This window comes from Hyphomicrobiales bacterium (genome assembly GCA_016125495.1).
In the GTDB taxonomy this organism is placed as follows: domain Bacteria; phylum Pseudomonadota; class Alphaproteobacteria; order Rhizobiales; family RI-29; genus RI-29.
On the sequence record WGLQ01000005.1, the window covers coordinates 41,001 to 64,557 of the forward strand.

Here is a 23,557-nt window from a genome sequence, read left to right on the forward strand (position 1 = left end):
GCCTCGGGAATGATGCGGAAAGCTCCAACCCGATTCGGGGGGCACTTCAGGGGAGCAGACCACATGCATGCCCCCTATTTTCGGCGCAGGGAGCGGGCGAAAGCGCGAATGTCGTCCACGAGGAGCTGTGGCTCCTCCATCGCACCGAAATGTCCTCCGCGCGGCATCTCCGTCCACTGCGCGATGTTATATATGCGCTCCACGTAGCTGCGAGGGGGCCAAGCCAGCATTTCCTTCGGGAACAGGGCACATGCCGTCGGCACTTCCACACGCCTTCCCTCGGGAGACAAAAGGCGCCCCCCTTCCTCGCGGCGTCCAAAATAGATCCACGTGGACGTGCTGAATGTTCCGGTCACGAGATAAATCATGATGTTCGTCAGAAGGTCGTCGCGCGAATGTGCGCTTTCGGGATCATTCCCTTTCGTATCCGACCACGAGCTGAATTTCTCCAGGATCCAGGCCGCAACTCCCACGGGGCTGTCCATCATTGCGTAGCCGAGGGTCTGTGGCTTGGTGGCCTGCTGCGTCCGGTAGCCGTTCTCCATGATCTGATCCCGATCGAAGCGAGCAGCCCATTTCTCCTCTTCCGGACCCTTCGGACCGTCCCTGTGACGCATCGTCAGGATGTTGATGTGGATGGCCTTGCACGCCGGCGCGTGGTCGTAGCCGAGCCAGCTCGATATGGCTCCGCCCCAGTCGCCGCCCTGTGCGATGTAGCTGTCGTAGCCGAGCACAGCTGTCATCAAGGTGTGCAGGCTTGCCGCCATCCGACGCGGGCCCCACGGACGCGGCGGTCTATCGGAAAACCCGAATCCGGGGAGGGACGGCGCGATCACGTCGAAGGCATCGCCGATGTCACCACCGAAGCGTTCGGGATGCGCGAGCGGCTCGACAATATGCCTGAATTCCGCGATGGAACCGGGCCACCCGTGAGATATCAGTAGAGGTTGCGGATTGGGGCCACTGCCTCTCTCGTGGATGAAATGCAGGTTGAGACCCTCGACCGGCGCCATGAACTGGGGGAACGTGTTGAGCGCAGCTTCCTGTTCCCTCCAGTCGAATTCCTCCAGCCAGTAGGCGCAGAGTTCCCGCATGTAGCGGAGATTGGTGCCACACTCCCAGCCATCCAAGTCCGGCATGGCAGACCAGGGATACTGCGCAACCCGTCTGCGAATATGGTCCAGCGTGTCGTCCGAAACGGAAACCTGAAACGGCGTGGGCCGCAACAGCTGACGGCGGGCGTCTACCAATGATCGGGTCCTCCCGTCCTTTCCTGCCGTGCCGTTCTCAGCCGGGGTGTTCGCGCGAAGAAGCGCACTCGCTTCAATTCAGCGCAGGAGGCCAGATTCCGGAGGTCGGGACGAGTGACAGCTGGCACAATTCAGGGTGACAGTTCGGAAGGGAGCGAAGTCCTGCGCGCACGTCAGGTCGACGGTCTGATGAGCCCTTCGACTTCCTCAGCGATGATCTTGACGCCATCTTCGAGTTTTCCGAGCGGAACGAATGCGAAGCCGACCCTAAAATTCCTTCGGACGTCGTTCTCGAGGTAAAATATCTGTCCCCTGTCGATCAGGACGCCTCGCGGTCTGAGCCGGTCACGGAGTTCGGTGGCGTCGAAATCGGGCGGGCCCGTGATCCAGAAGCTGGTGCCTCCTTCGTTCTCGGTCACCTCGAGCATGTGGAGATGGCGGGCGATCGCATCGCGCATCGCATGCCAGCGCTTGTGGAACCGCCTCTGGATGTTTCTGAGATGTGCGTCGAAATACCCGAGCCGGAAGAAGAGGGCTGCCGTCTCCTGAACGATCGTCGGCGGGTGGCGCAATACCGCACCCCTTATCGCACGCAATTCGCGGATGATGTCCGGATGGGCGACGATGAAGCCGAGCCGAATGCCTGGTGACAAGATTTTCGACAGGCTGCCGATGTATATGACCCGTTGATGACGATCCAATGAGCGCAGCGAGGGAGACGGCTTGGAAAGAAAGTTCATCTCGGCTTCGTAGTCGTCCTCTATCACCATGAAATCATTGGCGTTCGCGGCATCCAGGAGTGCTTCGCGCCGCTCCTGAGACATGGTCACCATCGTTGGGAATTGATGGCCCGGCGTGGTGAATACGAGCTGGCATCCAGGCGGAATGGCCGAAGTGATGATGCCCTGTTCATCGACAGGGACGCCGACCAGCCTGTGACCGCCGAGGACGAAGGCGTTTCGTGCGCCTTGAAAGCTCGGGTTCTCGAATGCGACCGGCTCCTTGCGGCGAGCAAACAATAGGCTGATCAGGAACAGGGCGTTCTGTGCTCCCAGCGTGATCAGGATTTCGTCGGCGCGGGCATGGATGCCGCGGTAGGTCAGGAGCCGTTGGCACAGTTGTTCCACCAGGTGTCGGCTGTCGCTTTCGATGGAATCGCCTGTCCAAAACGGCATTTCCTTGCGGCCCAGGATCTGTCGCGAGCACTCCCGCCAGGCGTCGACCGGAAAGAGATCCGGGTCGATCTGGTTATAGAGGAACGGGTAGGGGTAACGGGTCCAGTCGGTCGGATTGTCGATCCGGGTCAGGCCCGACGCGGGAAAGGAGATGGGCGACGGCGCTTCCACTGTGTGGCGACCGGTCACGGCACTGCTGCCGGGGGACGCCAGGAGCGACAGTGCGTCGGCGCTGATGTAATAACCCGAACGGTCCCGGGAGGTGACGAGCCCCAGATCGATCAGCCGGTTGTAGGCGGCAAACACCGTATTGCGCGAGACATCGAGCTGCGCGGCCAGGACGCGGCAGGACGGTAACGGTTGGTCGCAGGCGAGCGATCGGGACGTGATCGCCGAGCTGACGGCCTCGCAGATCTGGTCGCGGAGGCTCAGTTCCGAGCCCTCCGGCAACTTGAAGGGGGGCAACGCCATCATGCCCATGAAGCTCCTCCACCACGAACGATCCGCGGCGCCGCATCCCGGTGACCTTTGCAACCGATGATCGACAACGCAAACACCAGGATGCCGAGGATAGTGCCGCCGCGGTCAACTGTCCCCTCCATTCGTCCCATCTGTCACTTCCGTTGCGCTATCGCGATGCCGAAGATGCGATGGTCGTCACGTCCGGTGGCAAGCTGGGAGGAAAATGGAATGACACGACACCCGCTACTGAAGTTACTGGTGGCCGCCGTGGTGCTCATGTCCGGCGCGGAGTTCGCAAGCGCTCAGAAAGTTCTGAAGCTTGGAACGGTGGGGCAGCTGGGTATGCCGATCGGCGATGCGATCGACCAAGCGCTCATCCCGACCCTGGAACGGGTCTCTGGCGGCATGCTGAAGGTCGAACCGCACTACCGCGGCTCACTTTGTGGCGAACAGAAATGCGGCGAGCAGGCCAATCAAGGGCTCCTGCAATTGTGGACCAGTTCCACCGCCAACTTCGGCAGCTTCGGCACCGACCTCGCGATTTTCGATCTCCCCTACATCTTCAAGAGCATCGAGGACGCGGACCGCATCTCGCGGCAGTGGCTTTCCAAGCGGCAGTGCGACCGTGCGGCAGAGAGTGCCGGGCACATCTGTCTGGTCGTCTATTCCAGCGGCGGGTTCCGCCAGCTCGCCAACGCCCAGCGGCCGGTTCATGTTCCTCGGGACATGGAGGGGATCAAGTGGCGAGTGACCAAGAGCCCGATCGAATATACCCTCATCAAGGCCTGGGGCGCGGTGCCTGTACCCTATGACTGGACCCAGCTCTATCAAGGTCTCCAGACCGGCGTCGTCTCGGGGCAGTACGTGGCGGTGCCGTGGCAGCACATCGCGAAGCTGCACGAGGTTGCCAAGTACTTCACCGAGATCGGCGGTTCCTGGTCCGGCAATCAGCTCTCGATGGACATCACGCAGTACAATGCCCTGACCGAGCAGGAAAGGGAGTGGCTGCACGCGGCAGCGCAGGCATTCGCGGACAAGGTCAGTGAGCTGGACCGCCAATGGGTCGCTGACGGAGAAGCCGCCATCAAGGCTTCAATCACCGAGTGGTATGTGCCCACGGAAGAGGAGCTCGCCCAATGGCGCGAAGGGGCCATTGCGGCATGGCTCGATGCAAAGGGAACGTTCGAGCCTGAAATCGCCGAGCGGGTCCTCAGAGAGCAGGGCATGGACAGCTTCATCGAGGCGCTCAAGAAAGCGGGCGCGCTCTGAGTCGCGGAAATTTCGTAGGTCATACAGGGCATTGAACGGGTCGGCGGGGCGCTTCAACGTGTGTGGCCCCGTCGTCATCCTGCCGGTAGGCCAGCGACAACCGCCTTTGGTCCGGCGCTCCGAGCCATCCGCTCGGTGCGCCGGAAAGACACTCTGATCGGCGTACCGCGGCGCCCGATCGCCCGGGTTTCAAGACCGGTCGTCCGCAGATCTGTCGGCGCGAGACAACGACCCGCGCCCGAGCCCCGCAGCAAGGTATGCTCCACCATGGAAATCGTTTTCCTCCTGGTCGTCCTTCTGGTCCTGATCCTTGCGGGGGCACCGATAGGTTTCACGCTCATTCTCATTCCCGTCGTCTACATCCTGTTCACGGGCGCGGCGCCGCTCATCCTCATTCCAAGCCAGATGTTCAGCGCGATCGATTCGGTCCCCCTGACGGCAATCCCGTTCTTCATGCTGACGGGCGAACTGATGACCAGCGCGACCATAACCGACCGGCTGGTCGAACTCAGCAAGCGCATCATCGGGCGGATGCGCGGCAGCATGGCGCAGGTCAACGTTCTGGTCAGCATGTTCTTTGCCGGCATGAACGGCTCGGTCGTGGCGGACACGGCAACCGTCGGCTCCCTGCTCGTGCCGGCGATGAACCGCTCGGGCTATCCTCCCGCCTTCACAGCCGCGATCACGGCCGTCAGTTCGACAATCGGCGGCATCATTCCTCCCAGCATCATGATGATCGTGCTGGCCAATGCCGGTGGCATATCCGTGGGGGCGCTCTTTGCCGCCGGAATTGTGCCGGGCATCCTGATCGGGATGATGTTGATGGTGATCAATCACGTGATCGCCGTACGCAACAATTTCGAGCGGAGCGAAACGCCATTCAGCCTCTCGGAGGTTGCCTCTTACGGCCGCAAGTCGTCCTTTGCGCTCCTCATTCCAATCGTTCTGGTCGGTTCGGTCGTGGGGGGAATCGCGAGCGTCGTCGAGGCGGGAGCGCTCACCGCGACGATCGCATTGCTCGTCGGCCTCTTCGTCTATCGCACCATCACATGGTCGAATTGCAAGGGGGCCTTCGTTCGCGCCTTCCGCAACTCGGCGATGGTCTTCATCATCATCGCTGCTTCTGGACCATTCGGTTGGCTCCTCACGTCTCTGGGTGCCAATACACAACTCGAACAATGGCTGCTCGGATATGCCGATGATCCGCTGCTGTTCGCGCTGGTTCTGGTGCTCTTCATCTGCTTGCTCGGCATGGTGATGGACTCGGCCGCGAACATCATCGTCGTCGGACCGGTGCTGGTCGACGTCATGGTGAAGGCCGGATACCCGGACGTACAGGCCGCACTCGTCGTCGTCGTCGGCTTCCTGATCGGCTCGGTCACGCCGCCCGTCGGTGTCGCCTATTTCACGGCCAGTGCCCTCGCCAAGGCGCGGCTGGAGAGCGTGGCCGTGGCCATGATTCCGTATCTCGTGGCCCTGTTCGCACTCCTTTTCATACTGGTGGTCGTTCCGGATATAACGATGTTCCTGCCACGCCTCATGGGCTTTTCCTGATTGCGATCCGGTGGCGGACCGGCGGCCTTCGGCTGGGAGGACAATCGATGCCACGTTTTCTGCAGATCATTGACCGGCTGGTGCACAACGTGTTGACGACGCTGTGCAGCATCCTGCTGCTCCTCATGGTCGCATTCACCGTCTATTCCGTGGTCATGCGGTATTATTTCGAGAGTCCACCCGTCTGGGGCGATCTGCTTACCGTACTCAGCAACATCTGGCTGGTTTTCATTGCCCTCGCGTTGACGGTTCGCGATCGCGACCACATTGCACTTGATCTCGTTTATACCCGATTGCCGCTTCGCGTGGCTTTTTTCGTGCAGCAATTCTGGTCGCTGGTTATTTTTCTCCTGGGTCTGGTCATCCTGTACTATGGGCTGCAGGTCGTTTCGACGATGGGTGGCAGGTATTGGGAAATGTGGTATTTCGCTTGGGAAGACGGCGGCTTGGTCTACAAGCCCAATTACATGCCGAAGAAATATGCGCAGACGATTCTTCCGATTTCCGGTGTGCTGATCAGTATGGCTGCACTCATGGCCATACTCGAGGATTGCGTCCGTTACTCGAAGGGGCGTTTCCGGCTTGCGGGCGAGGAAGCACGCGAAACCCACCAATGACGACGCTGTCGCTCCATCTCAAGGATAACTCGCGCCCTCGAGGACGGGAAGATCACCTGCGGAACTGTTCACGCAGGTGACGGCCGGCGTCCTCGGTGCCGATCCCGAAGAATTTCGGCGGAGGCATGCGGTGGTGAACCGAATGCCCGTGCGGCCGACAGCCTCGGCACGGGACATTTCGGGTGCCGGTTGATGCCGCGGGCGAGAAGCCGACTGGCCGCCTTTTCGGGTCTCCGGGGGCGTCATTGGATGATGCAGACCGGGCTCGGCGCACCGGATCGCCACGCGAGGTTACGAGGTTGCGGGCGCCGGGCGGACAGCGCTGTGCGCGACGGACCCGTGATGGCCGCCATGTGCAGAGCGATGGGGCCCATGCGCCAAGTCCGTGGGCCGGGTTGGCGAGGCGCTACGGCGCCCGGTCTAGCCAAATGCCTCGGGCGCGCAAATTGCCTTGTCAGCGCAACTCGACCGGCGGATACTCGAAGCTTCTAACGGCACCCCGAAGGGTCGATTTTTGGGAGGAAGTCGCAATGAGCAGTACAAAGGACTCAACGGTTTCACGGCGCTCGTTCCTCAGGAAGGGCGCGCTCGCAGGCGGGGCCATCGCGGGCAGTGTGGTCGCGGCACCGGCCGTCCTGGCGCAAGCCCCGATCGTCGTGAAAATGCAGACTTCGTGGCCGGCATCCGACATCTGGATGGATTTCGCGCGCCAGTACGTCGAGCGTGTCGAGCAAATGTCCGGTAATCGCCTCAAGATCGACCTGCTGCCTGCCGGCGCGGTCGTCGGCGCGTTCCAAGTGATGGACGGTGTAAACGATGGCGTTCTCGACGCGGCACACACGGTGCCCGTCTACTGGTACGGCAAGAACAAGGCTGCCTCGTTCTTCGGCACCGGGCCGGTCTGGGGCGGGTCGGCCACGACGATGCTGTCCTGGTTCTACCAGGGGGGTGGCGCGGAGCTTTATCGAGAGCTCACCCAGGACATCATGGGCCTCAACGTTTACGGCTTCATGGGCTTCCCGATGTTCGCGCAGCCCTTCGGTTGGTTCAAGAACGAGGTGAGCAAGGCGAGCGAACTCCAGGGCTTCAAGTACCGCACGGTGGGGCTTGCCGCCGATCTCATGCAGGCGATGGGCATGTCGGTGGCGCAACTCCCCGGGGGTGAGATCGTGCCGGCGATGGAGCGCGGTGTCATCGACGCCTTCGAGTTCAACAATCCCTCCTCCGACAGTCGTTTCGGGGCTCAGGACGTCGCCAAGAACTACTACCTGTCCTCTTACCACCAGGCCTCGGAGAGCTTCGAGTTCCTGTTCAACAAGGACTTCTTCGACGATCTGGCGCCAGACCTGCAGGCGATTCTCAAATTTGCCGTCGAAGCCGCTTCGACGGCAAACACCGCTTCGGCGATGGACAATTATTCAGCCGACCTCCTCAAGCTGCAAAAGGAATCCGGCGTCAAGGTGCACCGCACCTCCAAGGATATCCTCGATGCCCAGCTCAAGGCCTGGGATGGCCTGATCGCCGAGCTGGAAAAGGATGCGTTCATGAAGAAGATCATGGACAGCCAGCGCGCCTGGATCGAGCGGGTCACCTACTACGAACTGATGAACGCGCCCGACTACGCTCTGGCCTACCAACACTACTTCCCGGGCAAGCTGGCTCTCTGAGCTTCGAACGACCGCGTCCGGTCCCCGGTGCCCGACCACTGTCGGCGCCGGGGATCGAAATCCCGTCCAGTTCGAGTGCAGCATGCGTTCATTCATCAGATTCGCTGATGCCCTGTCGGCCGGGTTCGGCAAGGCTTTTGCTTGGCTGATCATCCTCATGACGTTCGGCACGGGCTACGAGGTCTTCGTGCGCTATGTGCTCGGCAGTCCGACGCCGTGGGCGCTCGATGTGTCGTTCATCATGTACGGTACACTGTTCATGATGGGTGGAGCCTATACGCTGTCGCGCGGCGGCCATGTCCGGGGCGACTTCCTCTATCGCTTGTGGCAGCCCAGGACGCAGGCCAGGGTCGATCTCGTCCTCTATCTCCTGTTTTTCTTTCCTGGCGTCATGGCGCTGATCCTTTCCGGCTGGAAATATGCGGCCCGCTCGTGGCGCTTCGCGGAGGTCAGCATCAACAGTCCCGCAGGTGTCCCGATCTTCCAGTTCAAGACGGTGATCGTCGCGGCCGGCATCCTGCTTTTCATTCAGGGCATCGCGCAGGTCATGCGCTGCATCATCTGCATCCGCGAAAACCGCTGGCCGGTGATCGAGGACGACGTGCGCGAGACCGAGGAGCAACTCGTGCGTGAGGCCGCGCGAGGCAACAGCACAGGGCACAAATGAGCGAACCCCAGGTAGCCCTGTTCATGCTGGGGCTTTTCATCTTCGTCGTCTTTCTGGGATTTCCCATCGCGTTCACCTTGATGGCGATGGGGATCGGCTTCGGCTACTATGCCTATTACGATCCGACGCGCATGTGGCGAGCCTACAACCGGCTCGATGAGAACGCGAGCTGGTGGGACAGCACCTCGCTCTGGATCGAAGGGTTCTTCAACAACCGCATCTTCGACCTGTTCATCAATCAGACCTATACGGTCATGTCGAACGAGGTGCTGACAGCGGTGCCGCTGTTCCTGTTCATGGGATACCTCGTCGAGCGGGCAAACATCGTCGACAGGCTGTTCAATTCGCTCAACATCGCGTCGAAGAACGTCCCCGGTTCGATGGGGGTCGCCGCGCTCATCACCTGCGCGCTGTTCGCGACCGCGACGGGCATCGTCGGCGCTGTCGTCACACTGATGGGCCTCCTCGCCCTGCCGGCCATGCTGCGGGCCCGCTACGATACCTCCTTCGCCTCCGGGATCATTTGCGCGGGCGGCACGCTGGGGATTCTGATCCCACCATCGATCATGCTGATCGTCTATGCGGCAGCCTCGGGTGTCTCGATCGTTCGACTCTATGCGGGGGCATTGTTGCCGGGCTTCCTGCTGGTCGGGCTCTATCTACTCTATGTCATCGGGCGCTCGATCCTGCAGCCGAGTGTCGCGCCCCGGCCCACCGACGAGGAAGTGCCGGACGTGCCGATCGGCAAGCTCGTCCTCATGCTGCTGACCTCGTTTTTTCCGCTGGCCTTCCTCATTCTCGCGGTGCTCGGCTCGATCCTGTTCGGTCTGGCGACGCCGACCGAAGCCGCTTCGATCGGAGCGCTGGGGGGAATTTTGCTCGCCATCGCCTATCGGGCCATGACCTTCCAGCGCCTGCGCGAGTCCGTCTATCTGACCGTGCGCACGACGGCCATGGTGTGCTGGCTGTTCGTCGGGTCGTACACGTTCTCGTCCGTCTTTTCCTATCTCGGGGGCGAGCAGCTGATCTCGGAATTCGTGCGCGGCCTCGATCTCACACCGCTGCAGTTCCTGCTGCTGGCGCAACTGATCATCTTCCTGCTCGGTTGGCCGCTCGAATGGTCGGAGATCATCATCATCTTCGTTCCGATATTCCTGCCGCTGCTGGCGCTTTTCAACATCGACCCGCTGTTCTTCGGCGTGCTTGTGGCGCTCAACCTGCAGACCTCCTTCCTCACTCCGCCCATGGCCATGTCGGCCTACTACCTCAAGGGGATCGCGCCACCGCAGGTGCAGCTGATGCAGATTTTCTCCGGCGTCATGCCCTTCCTGCTGCTGGTCTTCGTCGCCATGGCGATCATTTACATCTATCCGCAGACGGTCTTCTACCTGCCCGAGACGTTCTATGGCCGCTGATCGCACGATGGTAGGCGCGGTGGGACTGCGTGACCGGCTCGCCAGTGGAGCGCTTCGGGCAGTCGAGCTGGCCGAGGATTGCCTGGCGCGTGTCGGCGCCGTGGACGAAAAGGTGCGGGCCTGGGCGTGGCTCGATCGAGACCATGTCCTGCAACAGGCCCGCGCGCTCGATGTCTACAGGGCGAGCGGGCGTCCACTCGGGCCGCTGCACGGGTTGCCCGTCGCGATCAAGGACATCATCGATACTGCTGGTGTCGCGACGGAGAACGGCTCGCGCATCGACAGCGGCAGGGTGCCCGCCAACGACGCGGCGGTCGTCGAACGCCTCAAGGCGGCCGGTGCGATCATCATGGGCAAGGCGGCGACCACCGAACTCGCCTTCTTGCACCCTGCAAAGACAACCAACCCCGCGAACACCGGGCACACACCGGGCGGCTCATCGGCCGGCTCGGCCGCGGCGGTCGCCGCGGGCATGGTACCGCTGGCCATCGGCACCCAGACCGCGGGCTCGGTGATCCGGCCGGCGGCCTTCTGCGGCATCACCGGCTTCAAGCCGACATTCGGTGCGATTTCACGTCGGGGCATACTCGCCCAATCTCCGAGCCTCGATACCGTCGGTGTGATGGGCCGGGACCCCGAGGATGTGGCGCTTCTGGCCGAGGCGCTCTTCGGACACGATCCGCTCGACAGGTCGACGGCGCCGGCCCCGCATCCACGACTGCTCGAGTGCGTCCGGGCGGGCGCGCCGCTCGCCCCGACCTTCGCCTTCGTGCGCACGCCGTACTGGGAGCGTGCCGATCCGCAGATGCGTGAGGCGCTCGAGGAACTCGTCGACCTGCTCGGAGAGAATTGCGCCGAGGTCGAACTGCCGGCGGCCTTCGCCGAGTCGGATGAAATCCGCAAGCGGATACAATTCGCCGAACTCGCCAAGTGCTATCACCGCTACTTGACAAAGGGGGAGGGGCTCATATCGGACGAACTGCGCGAGGCCGCAGAACGGGGCGCGCGGTTGCCGGCCCGCGATTATATCTCCGCCCTCGACTGGTCCGACGTTTACGTGGCGGCGCTCGAGCAGGTGTTCTCGCGCTGGGATTTCATTCTGACGCCCGCGGCAAAGGGGCCGGCTCCCGAAGGGCTCGCGAGCACCGGCGATCCGGTCTTCAATGGGCTCTGGACGCTCTGCCGGATGCCGGCGGTCACGATACCGCTGTTCGAGGCGGAGAACGGGCTGCCGATGGGCGTGCAACTGGTTGGGCGTCGCGGTGACGACGGCCGGCTGCTGCGCGCGGCGCGCTGGCTGGCGGACTTCGTCACGTCGGCCCGGGATTGAGGATCGAAAAATGCTCGAAAGGTCGCTTGCCGCCGTCGCATTCCTGGTCCTGGCCGCGTTCATCGGTGTGCTGCTTTGGAAGCTGCCGCGCCCGGACCTCGGTGCGGTGGCCCTGCTCACGCTCGCTCTGGCCGCCTACGATTTCTTCCGCCGTGATTCATAGGTCGGCGACCGGGCGGAAATTTACGGCTTCACTTGCGGGTCGGGGGATGATGGGCCGGGCCGATCGGGGTGCCGAGCGGGCTAATCTGCGTGCCGGCGTGCCCTCAGAAGGGTGACAGCCGGCGCAGGGTGCGGCCCGCGCGATTGACGCCCCGGCGTACCGCGCGCGTACCCTGACGGGTCGCTCGGGTCGCCGCGCGTGTCGCGCGTCCAGCCGTGCCGTTCAGGATCGCCGCGTGCCGCAGCCGCCGGATCGGGTCGATCCGCAGGCTCCGACCGACGAACGGAAAGGCGGTTGCCACCGCCACGCCGGGCAGCAGCCCCTTGGTCCAGCGGATCGGTTCCGTGACGATGCCGTCGAGGCGAGAGTGTACGAGCTGGCCGACGAGGTTGTGGCGCCGGCAATTGCGGGCGCGCGAGCAGACCTCCACCTCGCCTTCGTGCAGCAGCACGACGGTCTCGCCATTTTCGTCCACGAAGAGGTCGAATACCGTGCCGAGCACGCCGATCGTCGCCGATGGCGTTTCGATGCGATAGGCGTTCTTGTCGTTCTCTCCGGTGATGAAGCGAAAAGCGCCCTTCAGCACACGCAGCGTGACGCTCGCGATGCCTTGCGAACGTTGCACGACATAGTCGTCGAGGCTGAGCCGTCCATTCGGGCCCAATGCCAGTTTGGTGTCATCGTCGAGTTGCAGTTCGGCCCGACCATTGGCCGCCGTCTCGAGAACCTCGGCCAAGTGGACGCGCACCCCTTCGCGCAACCGACGGCGGTTCTCGCCGAGCGTTCCCGTCACTTGCCGCACCGCAACGACCGTGGTGCCGATCTCGGCCCCGTCGGCAGCCCTTGCGACCGGGGCATGGAACGGTACCGCAAGCAGCACGCCAGCCAGTGCCCCTGCCGCCAGGGAGCGGAAAAGACCACGGGGGTGGCCGGGGGCATTCGAGGCAAGCTCGCTCATGAACACTTATCCCAATCGATAGATCAGTTATTATATCAGAGCAGGGAATGTGAAGGTAGCATGGATTGCCGCTCGCACGGCTCGATCGTCCCAGAACGGTCACCGTGACGCGGCCGGCGCGTGCGGCCGCAACAGCGGGGGTGACCGGTGAGCATCCGGGCGATCTATGTCGTGGTTGCGCTTCTCCTCGTTCTCGGCTTGTCGCTGCTGCGGCTCGCCGATCCTGCGCCGCTCGAGCGGGCGCGGTTCATTGCCTTCGACCTGCTCCAGAACCTGGCGCCGCGGACGCCGGACCCGAACCATCCCGTTCGCATCGTCGATGTGGATCAGGCGTCGCTGGCGGCGATCGGACGCTGGCCGTGGCCGCGCGACGTGCTCGCCCGATTGATCGAGAAGCTCGATGCGCTCGGCGCGAAAGTGATCGCATTCGACTTCGTGTTCCCGGATGCCGAAGCCGATCCGATCGAGGCGCTCGGACAATCGCTGAAGTCGGATCCGGCAGCGCTCTCGCTGCTGAGACAACTGCCGCGACTGGAATCCGGCGATGCGGCATTCGCCGCGGCGATGGCGGGACGAAAAGTGGTGCTCGGGGCGATCGGGCGGGCGGGACGTGCGACGGGGGCGCCGGTTCGCAAGTCCGGGTTTGCGCTGCTCGGACGTGATCCGGTTCGTCATTTGCCGCACTTCGGTACGGTCACGGCGAACCTGGCGTCATTGACCGAGGCGGCGGCCGGTCTCGGAGCGGTCAACTGGATCCCCGAGCACGACCAGATCGTGCGCAAGGTGCCGCTGGTCATCGCCATCGCGGGTGAGCCGTTCCCATCGCTCACGGCCGAAGCGCTGCGCCTCGCCAGCGGGGAGACGACGATCTCGATCCGCTCCTCAAGCGCGAGCGGCGAAGATGGCCTCGGCCTCGAAGTCGGCATCACGTCGATGCGGATCGGGCCATATCGTGTGGCGACGGACCGGCATGGTCAGGCTCTCATCGCGTTTTCCGAAAGCGATCCGGAACGCTATCGGTCGGCGGCGGCGGTGCTCGACGGGACGGTGCCGGCAGATGACATCGCGGGTCGCATCGTGCTCGTTGGCACCAGCGCGCCCGGTCTCTTCGATCTGCGGGCAACGCCAATGGACAGCGTCGTGCCCGGTGTGGAGGTGCACGCCCAGGCGATCGAGCAGATCCTTGCCGGTCACGCGCTCTCGAGGCCGGACTACGCCACGGGCATGGAGTTGACCTTCTCGGTCGTCATGAGCCTGCTGCTCGCGCTTTTCGCCTATCGGACCGGCGCATTCGCCACCGCCGTGATCGGCTTGATCACGGTCACGTTCGTCCTCTCGGCGTCCTGGATCGCGTACCAGGCCTTTGGCCTCCTGTTTGACTCCGTCTTTCCGATTCTCAGCGCCACGGTCGTCTATCTCGTCGCAACCGCGCTCCTCTATTTCACGACCGAGCGCGAACGCAACCGCGTGCGGCGCGCCTTCAGCCACTACATGGCGCCGAGCCTCGTCGAGCGACTGACACGCGAGCCGGGGCGCCTCAAGCTCGGTGGCGAGACGCGCGAGTTGACTGTGCTCTTCAGCGATGTGCGCGGCTTCACCCGCATCGCGGAGGGTTATCGGGAAAATCCGGCGGACCTCATCGTGCTCATGAACCGTCTGCTGACCCCGCTGACCAATGCGATCACGGAGCGGGGCGGCACCATCGACAAATACATGGGCGATGCCATCATGGCGTTCTGGAATGCCCCGCTCGACGACGAGCAGCACGCAGCCAATGGCTGCCGGTCGGCGCTCGAGATGGTCGCACGGCTCGACATGCTCAATGGTGAGCGCCGCGCCGAGGCGTCCGGCCAGGTGGCGCAAGGTGCGCTCGAGCCGTTGCGGCTCGGCATCGGCCTGGCGACGGGCGCGGCCATCGTCGGCAACATGGGCTCGGAATTGCGGTTCGATTATTCGGCGTTGGGCGATGCGGTGAACCTTGCCTCGCGCCTCGAGTCGCTCTCGGTGCAATACGGAGTGCGGGTGCTGATCTCGGACGAGACGCACTTGCGGGGCGCGGCGGGGCTCGCGGTGGTGGAAGTGGACGTGGTGCGGGTCAAGGGGCGTGCGGAGGCTGTTCGGATCTGGACGCTCGTCGGTGGCGAGGCGCTGCATCGCGATGCACGATTTGCCTCCGTTGTCGAAGGGTTCGACGAGGCGCTCAGGCTTTACCGCAACCGTGATTGGGTCGGCGCCCGCGCCCGCTACCTGGAACTCGCCAAGGCATCCGGCGCGTTCGAACTCGATGAGCTCGCCCTCTGTTTCGCCCGGCGTTGTGCCCGCTTCGAAGAGGCGCCGCCGCCGCCGGACTGGGATGGGGTCTGGGGCGCCGAGAGCAAATGAGCTCCGCCAACGCGCGCTCGCTCCGGTTCGCGGTCAACCGCCTTTGCGTCCCCGTCTCAGCGACCGGCCGAGCCAGTCGCGCGCGAACAGGCTGCGACGGAGATATTTTTCCAGTTCGAGGATGGCGAACAGCGCGATCCCGGTCGCGACGACGACGAGGCCGTCGGAGAACGCGACGGGCCTGGTGTCGAACAAGGTCTGCATGAAGGGAAGATAAGTAAAGGCGAGCTGCATCAAGATGATCGCGCCGACGCCGAGGAGGACGGCCGGTGTGCCCAGCACACCCTGCCAGGTGGCCGACGCACCATGCAGGTAGCGCACTGAGAACAAGTAGAAGATCTCCATGACGACGACGGCGTTGACGACGATGGTGCGGGCGCTTTCATGCGAAAGGCCGCGCGCCTCGGCCCATGCAAAGAGGGCAAAGGCGCTCGCGGCGAAAAGCACCGAGACCAGGGCGATCCGCCAGACGAGGAATGGCGAGAGCAGCGGCTCGCCGGCGCCGCGCGGTGGGCGGCGCATGATGCCGGGCTCAGCAGGCTCGAAGGCGAGAACGAGGCCGAGCCCGACGGCGGTCACCATGTTGATCCAGAGAATCTGAACGGGCGTGATCGGCAAGGTCAGCCCGAAGAGGATCGCCGCGGCGATGACCAGCGTCTCGCCGCCGTTGGTCGGCAGCGTCCAGGCAATCACCTTCGTCAGATTGTCGTAGACGGTGCGCCCTTCGCGAACGGCCGCCACGATCGAGGCGAAGTTGTCGTCGGCGAGAACCATCTCGGAGGCTTCCTTGGCGGCCTCGGTGCCGTTGCGGCCCATGGCGACGCCGACGTCCGCGCGCTTGAGGGCCGGAGCGTCGTTGACGCCGTCGCCGGTCATGGCAACGACCGCGCCACCCGCCTGGAGGGCCTCGACGAGGCGCAGCTTGTGCTCCGGGCTCGTCCTGGCGAAGATGCTCGTGCTGGCGATGGTGGCGGTGAGCGCCGAGGCTTCCAGGCGGTCGATTTCGTGGCCGGTCATCGTTCGATCGGCGCGAGCGAGGCCGAGCTGACCGGCGATCGCGGACGCTGTCGCGGCGTGGTCACCGGTTATCATCTTCACGGCGATGCCGGCCTCGCGGCATTCGCGAACGGCTCTTGTCGCCTCGGCGCGTGGCGGATCGATGAGGCCGATGATGCCGATGAGGGTGAGGGTGCCTTCGACATCGGCCATGGTAATGGCGCGCGTTCCAGGGGGCATCGCGCGGTGGGCGATCGCCAGCACGCGCTGGCCGCCCCGCGCCAGTTCCTCGATCGCCTGCTCCCAATACGCACGGTCGAGGGGCTCGCTGCCGGATGCGGTCGCCTGGACCCTGCACATTTCGAGCAGGCGCTCCGGCGCGCCCTTCACGTAGGTCGTCACGGTGCCATCGCGGTCGCTGTGGAGCGTGGCCATGAAGCGGTGGGCGGAATCGAAGGGGATCTCATCGAGGCGCCGCCACTGTTCGAGCAGCTTTTCACGGTCCTGACCGAGCTTGATACCGAGCGCGACGAGCGCGCCCTCCATGGGATCGCCGTCGACCGACCAGAGTTCGCCGGCATTGCGCAGCGCCGCATCGTTGCAGAGCACCGCTGCCCGACCGATTTCCGCGAGCGCCGGTGAGGTGAGCGGGTCGATTTCCCGGCCATCGCTCGTCACACGCCCCCGGGGCGCATAGCCCTCCCCATCGATGATATGGACGGCGTCGGACGAGACGGCGTGGGTCACCATCATTTCGTTGCGCGTCAGTGTGCCGGTCTTGTCCGAACAGATGACGCTGACCGAACCCAGGGTTTCGACCGCCGGCAGACGGCGGATGATGGCATTGCGCGCCGCCATCCGTTGTACGCCGATGGCGAGCGTGATCGTCATGACCGCCGGAAGGCCTTCGGGGATCGCGGCGACGGCCATGCCGACCATGGCCATGAATGCGTCTTCGACGGCGTAGCCGCGCACGAGCACGGCAAAGGCGAATGTGCCGCCGGCCAGTCCGAGGATGACGAGTGTCAATTGCCGGGCAAAGGCGTTCATCTGGCGGACCAGCGGGGTTTCGAGCCGCTCGACGCCACTGAGCAGACCACTGATGCGGCCGAGTTCGGTGGCGGCACCCGTCGCAACCACGACACCGATGCCCTGACCCGCCGTGACGAGGGTTCCCGAAAACGCCATGGAGCGGCGATCGCCGAGCGGGGCATCGTCCTCGGCCGGTGCCGTCTGCTTTTCTGCCGGTACGGACTCGCCCGTCAGGATCGCCTCCTCGACGCGCAGATTCCTGGCCCGGAGCAGGCGGACGTCCGCGGCGATGCGATCGCCGGCCTCGACGAGAAGGATGTCGCCGGGCACGACATCGGCCGCATCGACCGTCTGCCGTCTGCCGGCGCGAAGGACCGAAGCTCTCGGGCTGATCATCGACCTGATCGCCTCGAGCGCCGCTTCGGCCCGGCCCTCCTGGACGAAGCCGATCACCGCATTGATGACGACGACGGCAAGGATCACACCGGTGTCGATCGCGTGGCACAGGGCCGCCGTCACCGCGGCCGATGCCAGAAGCACGTAGATGAGGAGGTTGTCGAATTGTCCGGCGATGCGGGCGAACATGCTCTTGCGCGCCGCGGCTGGGAGGGCGTTCGGACCATGGGCGCCGAGGCGCCTTGCGGCCTCGCCCATGTCGAGCCCGTCGCGCGATGCGGCGAGCCGCGCCAGCGCGTCGTCGGCGGCAAGGGCGTGCCAGGGCGGCGACGGGGGGGCTTGATCGATCGGCGCCGGTTGGTCGCCGTGCGAACGCGCTGACACCTGACGTCCTCCAACCGTGAAGGCACGGTGACCGTGCCCTCACCGGAGCCGTTGCGACAATGGGTCACGAACTCGGCCGTCGGGCACGGCCCTGTCACTTCACGTGCCGTCACGCGAGGCGACTGCCGCACACGTCGTGTGGCCATCGAAGAATGACAATGGGGTGGCCGCGGCCAAGGGTCTGCGGGATCAGGCTCGACGGACGCGGACCCTACCAGTTGATCGCGACGTTCACCCCGAAGGTGTCGAGTTCGGCCTCGTACACCCCGTTCAAAGTGCCGCTGGTCGGTCCGGCCACATTGATCGCCGCGTCCTCGAAGAAGACGTGCGCGTATTGGGCCGAGATCGTCGCGTTGTGGTCGATCTTGTGGGTGAAACCAATGGCGATTGTGGTTCGGGCGCCGTCCGGGCTCAGCGTGTTGGTGCCGCCGTCAGTGACGGCGGTGTCGTAGTGGATGCCGGCGGTCAATTCGGTGCCCGGCCGAAGCAGGTAGCCGAACCCGGCGGCGAGCAACCACGTGTCGTCCCAGGTTTGCGCGCGCAGCTCGTTCGGACGGCCGGAGCCGAAGGCGATGTCGAAGCCCTTGAAGCGGCTCCAGCCGACCCATTGGCCTTCAGCGAAGAGTCTGAGATGCGGGTTCACGCGTTGCTCGATACCGAGCGTGACGATATGCGGCAGATCGACGTCGAAGGTGGCGGTCTCGACGGGAATGCCGGGCAGCACGGCGCCGGCCTCGCCACGCATGTGGTGGGTGAGGGCCGAGCGATAGCCGATGCCAATTCGCGTTCCTTCGCCGGGCGTCAGCAGAATGCCCGCGACGGCGCCGAAGGCGCGATCCTCGCCATCGAGGTAGCCGAGTGCCTCGACGAAGCCGAAGGGGGTCGGAATGAGTTCCGACTTGGTGAACTGGGCGTCGAACTGCTGAGCCTGGACGCCAGCCGAGATCGTAATCCAGGGGGCCGCGCGCCAGGCGAGCGCCGCCGTGATGTTGATCCCCGTCATGTCGGTTTCGATCAGGTGGAAGCGGCCGGCCCAACCCGGGTTGGCGGCGATGTCGACGGCGAAGTGGCCGGTGGCGCCGAGGCCGAGCCAGAGGTCGCTGGCGATCGGGATGGCGGCAAAGAAAGTGGGCGCGAATGCGGTCTCCGTCATCTCACCCGAGCCGCCCGCCGCGGAAAGGTTGGCACCGAGCGGTGAGAACGCAGAATTCGCCTCGATCTTGACGGATGGAGCGAACAGCTTGGTGTCGATCACCGCGCTCGGTCCGTCGAGCCCGCCGATGGTGGCCGGATTGCAGAAGAAGAAACTCGCATCGTCGCTGCGCGCCGAGCAGCCCGCGAGCGCGGTGCCCATCGCCTTGCCGGACTGATAGGGAGCATAGAAACCGCCGGCGGATGCGCTCTGGCAGGCAGCCAGGACCAGCGCGAGGCAGGCCAGCGAGCGGATCGGTCGGTGAGCGAACGGGCGCCGCATGTGGATTCCCCTCTCTGCAAGCAAATCACTTCCAGGAAACTCGATGACTTCGCCGCGCACTGCATGCGCGAATGCGTTGGCAGCCAGGGTTTTCGGGAACCAGTTGCTCACGCGCAACAGGAGGTGGGGCCCTCCGGCGTGTCTCACGCGAGGCGCAGGAACCCGGCGGCGTTTTCGCCGAGCCATTTGCGTTTGACGCCGTCCTTCAAGGGCAAGGCCTCGATCTCACCGACGGCCTCGGCCACCGGCTGCATCGGCCAGGCCGATCCGAAAACGATGCGGTCCTGGAGGAGCGTGTTGCCGTACTGCAGGAGCGGCTCGTAGCCCGAGCCCGGTATCGCCAGCACCTTGGGGCGAACGGCGACGAGGCCGATGTGTACGTTCTTGTGGCGCCAGGCGACGGCGATCAATTCGTTCACCCAGGGCCAACCGGGCGGGGAGGCGATCACACGCAGCTCCGGAAAGTGCGTCATGACCGTGTCGAGGGCGCCGGGGTGGCCGTGGCTCATCGTGCTGCGGGTCGAAAAGTTGAGGCCGGTGTGGATGTTGACCGGGATGTCGAGTTCGATGCACTTGGCATAGAGGGGGTAGAGTCGGGCATCGTCGATGGCGAGCTTGCTCTCGAAACACTGGATGTTGAGGCCGACGAGGCCGAGCCCGGTGACGGCGTGCTCGAGTTCGCGAACGGCGGCCATGCCCTTGTGCGGATCGACGCCGGCAAAGCCGATGAAGCGGGGGCCGTGCGCCTTGCAGAACGCGGCGACGTCCTCGTTGTGGATTTTCAGCCCGAAACTGGTTTCGACGTCGCGCGCCTTGACCACCACCGCGCGGGCGCCGAGGGCGTCATAGGCGGCAAGATAGGCCGTGAGCGCTGCGGCGGGATCGGCGGGCCGGTCGACGCGGGCCTCGCTCGCGGCATAAACGCGGCGGTAGTTGGCGAGGTGGCCGGTCGCCTGTGGGTTGAACGCGGCGACGGGCGGCGTGCTGGAGAAATCGATCATCGGTGGCTCCCGGGGCTCCCACTTCGGCACGAGGCACGACCGACGTTCAGCGGCGGCGGTCCTTCAGGATTTCGCGCGCCGCATTGTGGCCGGGCACGCCCGTGACGCCGCCGCCCGGGTGCGCCGAGGAGCCGCAAAGGTAGAGATTGGCGACGGGCGTGCGGTAGTCGGCGAAACCGCCGACGGGGCGGCGGATGAACTGCTGGTCGATGGTGAGGTCGCCGTGGTGGACGTGGCCCTCGGGCAGGCCGAAGCGGGCTTCGAGATCGGCGGGGGTCAGAACCTCGGAATGCAGGATGCTCGACCGCACGCCAGGGGCGTGGCGCTCGATGGTCGCGATGGTGGCCTCGAGCAGGTCGCCGCGCGCCTCGTTCCAATCGCGGTCGGCGAGGCGGTAGGGGGCATGGCCGCCCATGATGGAGAGGACGTGGTGGCCGGGCGGCGCGAGCGTCGGATCGAGCACGCTCGGGGCATAGACCGTGAGGAAGGGATGGCGTGAAAAACGCCCCTTCCGGTAGTCGTCGAAGGCCTCCTCGAGATAGTCGACGCTCGGGCCGATGCGCACACCGACGGGATAGTCGAAGCCGCGCTCGGCGGGTGAAAAGGCGCTGTAGCGCGGCAATTCGCTGACCGCGAGGTGGACCTTGAAGATGGAGGAGTTCGTACGGATGGCGCGGACATCGCGCACGAAGCCTTCCGGCAAGATGGCGCTGTCCATGAGGCGCAGGAAGGTGGACTTGGCGTCGGCGTTGGCGACGACGGTGCGCGCGGGTATGAATTCACCGTTCGTCAGCCGCACGCCGGTCGCAGCGCCCCGCTCGCACTCGATGCGCGCGACTTCGGCGCCGGTTCGGATTTCCAGTCCCTCGGCGCGTCCGGCGGCGGCGATCGCCCCGGTGAGCGCGCCCATGCCGCCCCGTACGAGCCCGGAGGGACCGGCCGCGGTCGTGTTGTCGCGCACCAGCGGGCGGATGCAGGAAAACGCGGTGCCGGGCATGCGCATGGAGGCGTTGGTGCCGCCGCCAGGAACATAATAGCCGAGCGCTGTGATGACCGCATCGCTCTCGAACCATTTGCGCAGGTAGTCGAAGGCGCTCATGGTCAGCACATCGTAGAGTTCGTAGAAGCGGTCGGCGAACTGGTGGTAGCGCAAGAGAAAGCGCGCCGTGCGAAGGAGGTCGCGGGGGCGCCGCGAGGCAACGTCGGGCGGCGTTTCCCAGATGATGCGCCGGATGAACGGGGCGAGACGCTCCAGGTTGCGCCGGTACTCCGGATAGGCCGCCGCATCTCGGGGGGAGTACCGCGCAAGCTCGGCGCAGAACCTGTCTTCATCACCCCAAAAGACGATCGAGCCACCATCGTCCATGGGTGCGAAGGTCGGCGGCGTCGGAATGACGGTGAGGCCGTGGCCCAGGAGGTCCAGATCGAGGATCACCTTGGGCTGCATCAGTGTCATCACGTAGGAGCCGGTCGAGAGCCGATAGCCCGGCCAGAGTTCCTCGGTGACGCAGGCACCGCCGAGCAGCGGGCGGCGCTCGAGGACCAGCGTGCGCAGCCCCGCCCGCGCCAGATAGGTGCCGCATACGAGGCCGTTGTGGCCGCCCCCGACGATCACCGCATCGTGCATGCTAGCCATTCGCGGGGCCCTTTCCTTGCCCGGCCAGCCGATCATGGACCGGGCCCGCCGGGCCGGCTTCGGACAGCAGCAGGTGCTTGGCGATCTTCATGGACGATGTCTTTGGAAGCGTGGACCGGCTCTCGAAATAGCGTGGAACCTTGAAGGACGCCAGATTGCGTCGGCAATGCTCGATGAGTGCTTCGAGCGGCGCCAAGCCGACGTCCGGACCGTCGCGCCAGACGATCAGCGCCTTGATCTCCTCGCCGCGCACCTCGTCCGCGACGGGAACGCATGCGGCCTCGGACACGGCATCGAACGACATCAGGACGCTTTCGACCTCGCGCGCGGCGATGTTCTCGCCGCTGCGCCGGATCACGTCCTTGATGCGGCCGACGATGGAGAAGTAGCCGCGCTCGTCCATGGTGAAGAGGTCACCGGTGCGGAACCAGTCGCCGTGGAAGGCGGCGGCCGTCGCCTCGGGCTTGCGGTAGTAGCCACGGAAAATACCGGGCCCGCGCACAAGCAACTCGCCGACCGTTCCGGGCGGCAGCGTATTGCCCTGCTCGTCGGCGATGCGGCATTCGCGGAACGGGCAGGGGATGCCGCAGGAGGCCGAGCCGACCATGGCGGTCTCCTCGATCGGCATGTAGAGCGTCGGGCCGATTTCCGTCATGCCGAAGGCTTCGCGCGCGCAGAGGTCGAAGCGCTCCTCGATGACGGCGTGGAGATGGCGGGGGAGCCCGTAGACGTTGGCGCGGATGATATCATTGCGGCGGTCGTCGGGGTGGGCGGGCTGCTTCAAGGTGAGGGCGGGCAGGAGGCAGAACTCGATGCGATGCTCGCGAACCCAATGCATGAAGCGCGAGGCGCTCTGGCGCGCGGCGACGTAGAGCGTCGCGCGCTGGTGGATCGCCATCAGCAGCAGCCACTGGGGGTCCATATAATAGAATGGTGTCGATGCGAGGATGCGGCGGTAGCGGCGGCCGTCGCGGAACGCGTTCACCTTGCCGGCGTTCAGCCAATAGCGCTGCGGCTGCATGCAGCCCTTGGGAAAGCCGGTCGTGCCCGAGGTGTACTGGATGTTGAGGAGATCGTCGTGGCCGACGTCGTCGGGCGGAGAAAAGCCGTCGAGCGGTGTCGCCAACAGATCGTCCAGGCCGTGGTGGTCCGGGCGCGGGGCGCCGGCGACGACGATGCGCCGGGGATCGAGTCCGACCGTGCCGGCGGCGATGACGCGCTCGACCCGATCGAGGCAGCTTTCATGGACGATGAGCCAGCGGGCTTCGCTGTCGGAGAGCACGTAGGCGATCTCCCGCTCTGTGTAGCCGTCATTCATGGGCACCATGACGGCGCCGAGGGTGGCGATCGCGAGCCAGGAGAGGGGAAATGCCGCGACGTTGGGAAGCATGACCGCGACGTGGTCGGCGCGGCCGACGCCGATCCGCCGAAGGCCCGCGGCCAGCGCCGCGACGCGCGGCCAGAGTTCCGCGTAGGTCATGCGCTCGCCGGCTTCGAAGAAGTCCCAGACGAGCGTCTCACCGCCGTCCGCAGATGCCTCGCGGACCAGCGCCGCGAGGTTGGCGGCGAGCGGTTCGCTCTCGATCCTCCGCCGGCGGCCTGCAGGAGGAATAACAGCTGCGCTCGCAACGATGTCGCGCTTCATGGGGCCCTTTCAACTCGCTTTCGGGGCGCGGCACGCAGCCGCCAGCGAACGATGTACACGACAACGGCGCCGAGTCCGTCAGGT

At 64.9% G+C, this 23,557-nt stretch carries 15 protein-coding genes and 1 pseudogene; 8 read left to right on the forward strand and 8 right to left on the reverse strand.

Going from position 1 to position 23,557, the window contains the following annotated elements; all coding sequences use genetic code 11:
* Window positions 1–74: 74 nt before the first annotated feature.
* Complete coding sequence (locus tag GC150_04880) at window positions 75–1,229, reverse strand: alpha/beta fold hydrolase (GenBank protein MBI1384224.1); 1,155 nt, start codon at window positions 1,227–1,229, stop codon at window positions 75–77.
* Window positions 1,230–1,423: 194 nt separating this feature from the next.
* Window positions 1,424–2,905, reverse strand: a complete 1,482-nt coding sequence (locus tag GC150_04885; GenBank protein ID MBI1384225.1) for an aminotransferase class I/II-fold pyridoxal phosphate-dependent enzyme — start codon at window positions 2,903–2,905, stop codon at window positions 1,424–1,426.
* Window positions 2,906–3,115: 210 nt separating this feature from the next.
* On the opposite strand from GC150_04885, the gene GC150_04890 reads away from it, so the two are divergent.
* The 7 genes from GC150_04890 to GC150_04920 all read left to right on the forward strand — a co-directional run bounded on the left by GC150_04890 (window position 3,116) and on the right by GC150_04920 (window position 11,406).
* Window positions 3,116–4,156: a C4-dicarboxylate ABC transporter substrate-binding protein gene (locus tag GC150_04890; protein MBI1384226.1), complete on the forward strand. Its 1,041-nt coding sequence runs from the start codon at window positions 3,116–3,118 to the stop codon at window positions 4,154–4,156.
* 267 nt (window positions 4,157–4,423) lie between these two features.
* On the forward strand, window positions 4,424–5,710 hold the full coding sequence (locus GC150_04895) for a TRAP transporter large permease subunit (protein ID MBI1384227.1): 1,287 nt from the start codon (window positions 4,424–4,426) through the stop codon (window positions 5,708–5,710).
* 47 nt (window positions 5,711–5,757) lie between these two features.
* Window positions 5,758–6,327 carry a TRAP transporter small permease subunit gene (locus tag GC150_04900; GenBank protein ID MBI1384228.1) on the forward strand — a complete coding sequence of 190 codons (570 nt, stop codon included), beginning with the start codon at window positions 5,758–5,760 and terminating at the stop codon, window positions 6,325–6,327.
* A 530-nt stretch (window positions 6,328–6,857) separates the two neighbouring features.
* Window positions 6,858–7,994 carry a C4-dicarboxylate ABC transporter gene (locus GC150_04905; GenBank protein MBI1384229.1) on the forward strand — a complete coding sequence of 379 codons (1,137 nt, stop codon included), beginning with the start codon at window positions 6,858–6,860 and terminating at the stop codon, window positions 7,992–7,994.
* Between the two features lie 82 nt (window positions 7,995–8,076).
* On the forward strand, window positions 8,077–8,661 hold the full coding sequence (locus GC150_04910) for a TRAP transporter small permease subunit (GenBank protein ID MBI1384230.1): 585 nt from the start codon (window positions 8,077–8,079) through the stop codon (window positions 8,659–8,661).
* On the forward strand, window positions 8,658–10,076 hold the full coding sequence (locus tag GC150_04915; protein MBI1384231.1) for a TRAP transporter large permease subunit: 1,419 nt from the start codon (window positions 8,658–8,660) through the stop codon (window positions 10,074–10,076). The genes GC150_04910 and GC150_04915 overlap by 4 nt, the downstream gene beginning before the upstream one ends.
* Entirely contained in the window at window positions 10,066–11,406 is a 1,341-nt protein-coding gene (locus GC150_04920) for an amidase (protein MBI1384232.1), read from the forward strand. The genes GC150_04915 and GC150_04920 overlap by 11 nt, the downstream gene beginning before the upstream one ends.
* A gap of 266 nt (window positions 11,407–11,672) precedes the next feature.
* On the opposite strand, the gene GC150_04925 is transcribed toward GC150_04920, so the two are convergent.
* A complete protein-coding gene (locus tag GC150_04925; protein MBI1384233.1) occupies window positions 11,673–12,527 on the reverse strand; it encodes a hypothetical protein in 855 nt (284 codons plus the stop codon).
* 147 nt (window positions 12,528–12,674) lie between these two features.
* On the opposite strand from GC150_04925, the gene GC150_04930 reads away from it, so the two are divergent.
* A complete protein-coding gene (locus tag GC150_04930) occupies window positions 12,675–14,909 on the forward strand; it encodes a CHASE2 domain-containing protein (protein MBI1384234.1) in 2,235 nt (744 codons plus the stop codon).
* Window positions 14,910–14,942: 33 nt separating this feature from the next.
* On the opposite strand, the pseudogene GC150_04935 reads toward GC150_04930, so the two are convergent.
* From GC150_04935 to GC150_04955, 5 genes and pseudogenes are all read right to left on the reverse strand, one after another.
* A pseudogene (locus GC150_04935) lies at window positions 14,943–17,654 on the reverse strand (HAD-IC family P-type ATPase).
* Between the two features lie 274 nt (window positions 17,655–17,928).
* Window positions 17,929–19,377 (reverse strand): hypothetical protein, encoded by a 1,449-nt coding sequence (locus tag GC150_04940; protein MBI1384235.1) that lies wholly within the window; start codon window positions 19,375–19,377, stop codon window positions 17,929–17,931.
* Window positions 19,335–20,192, reverse strand: coding sequence for an amidohydrolase family protein (locus GC150_04945; GenBank protein MBI1384236.1), 858 nt, complete (start codon window positions 20,190–20,192; stop codon window positions 19,335–19,337). Before GC150_04945 ends, GC150_04940 begins: the two co-directional genes overlap by 43 nt.
* A gap of 46 nt (window positions 20,193–20,238) precedes the next feature.
* Window positions 20,239–21,828 (reverse strand): NAD(P)-binding protein, encoded by a 1,590-nt coding sequence (locus GC150_04950; GenBank protein ID MBI1384237.1) that lies wholly within the window; start codon window positions 21,826–21,828, stop codon window positions 20,239–20,241.
* On the reverse strand, window positions 21,821–23,473 hold the full coding sequence (locus GC150_04955; GenBank protein MBI1384238.1) for an AMP-binding protein: 1,653 nt from the start codon (window positions 23,471–23,473) through the stop codon (window positions 21,821–21,823). The genes GC150_04950 and GC150_04955 overlap by 8 nt, the downstream gene beginning before the upstream one ends.
* Between the last annotated feature and the right edge of the window lie 84 nt (window positions 23,474–23,557).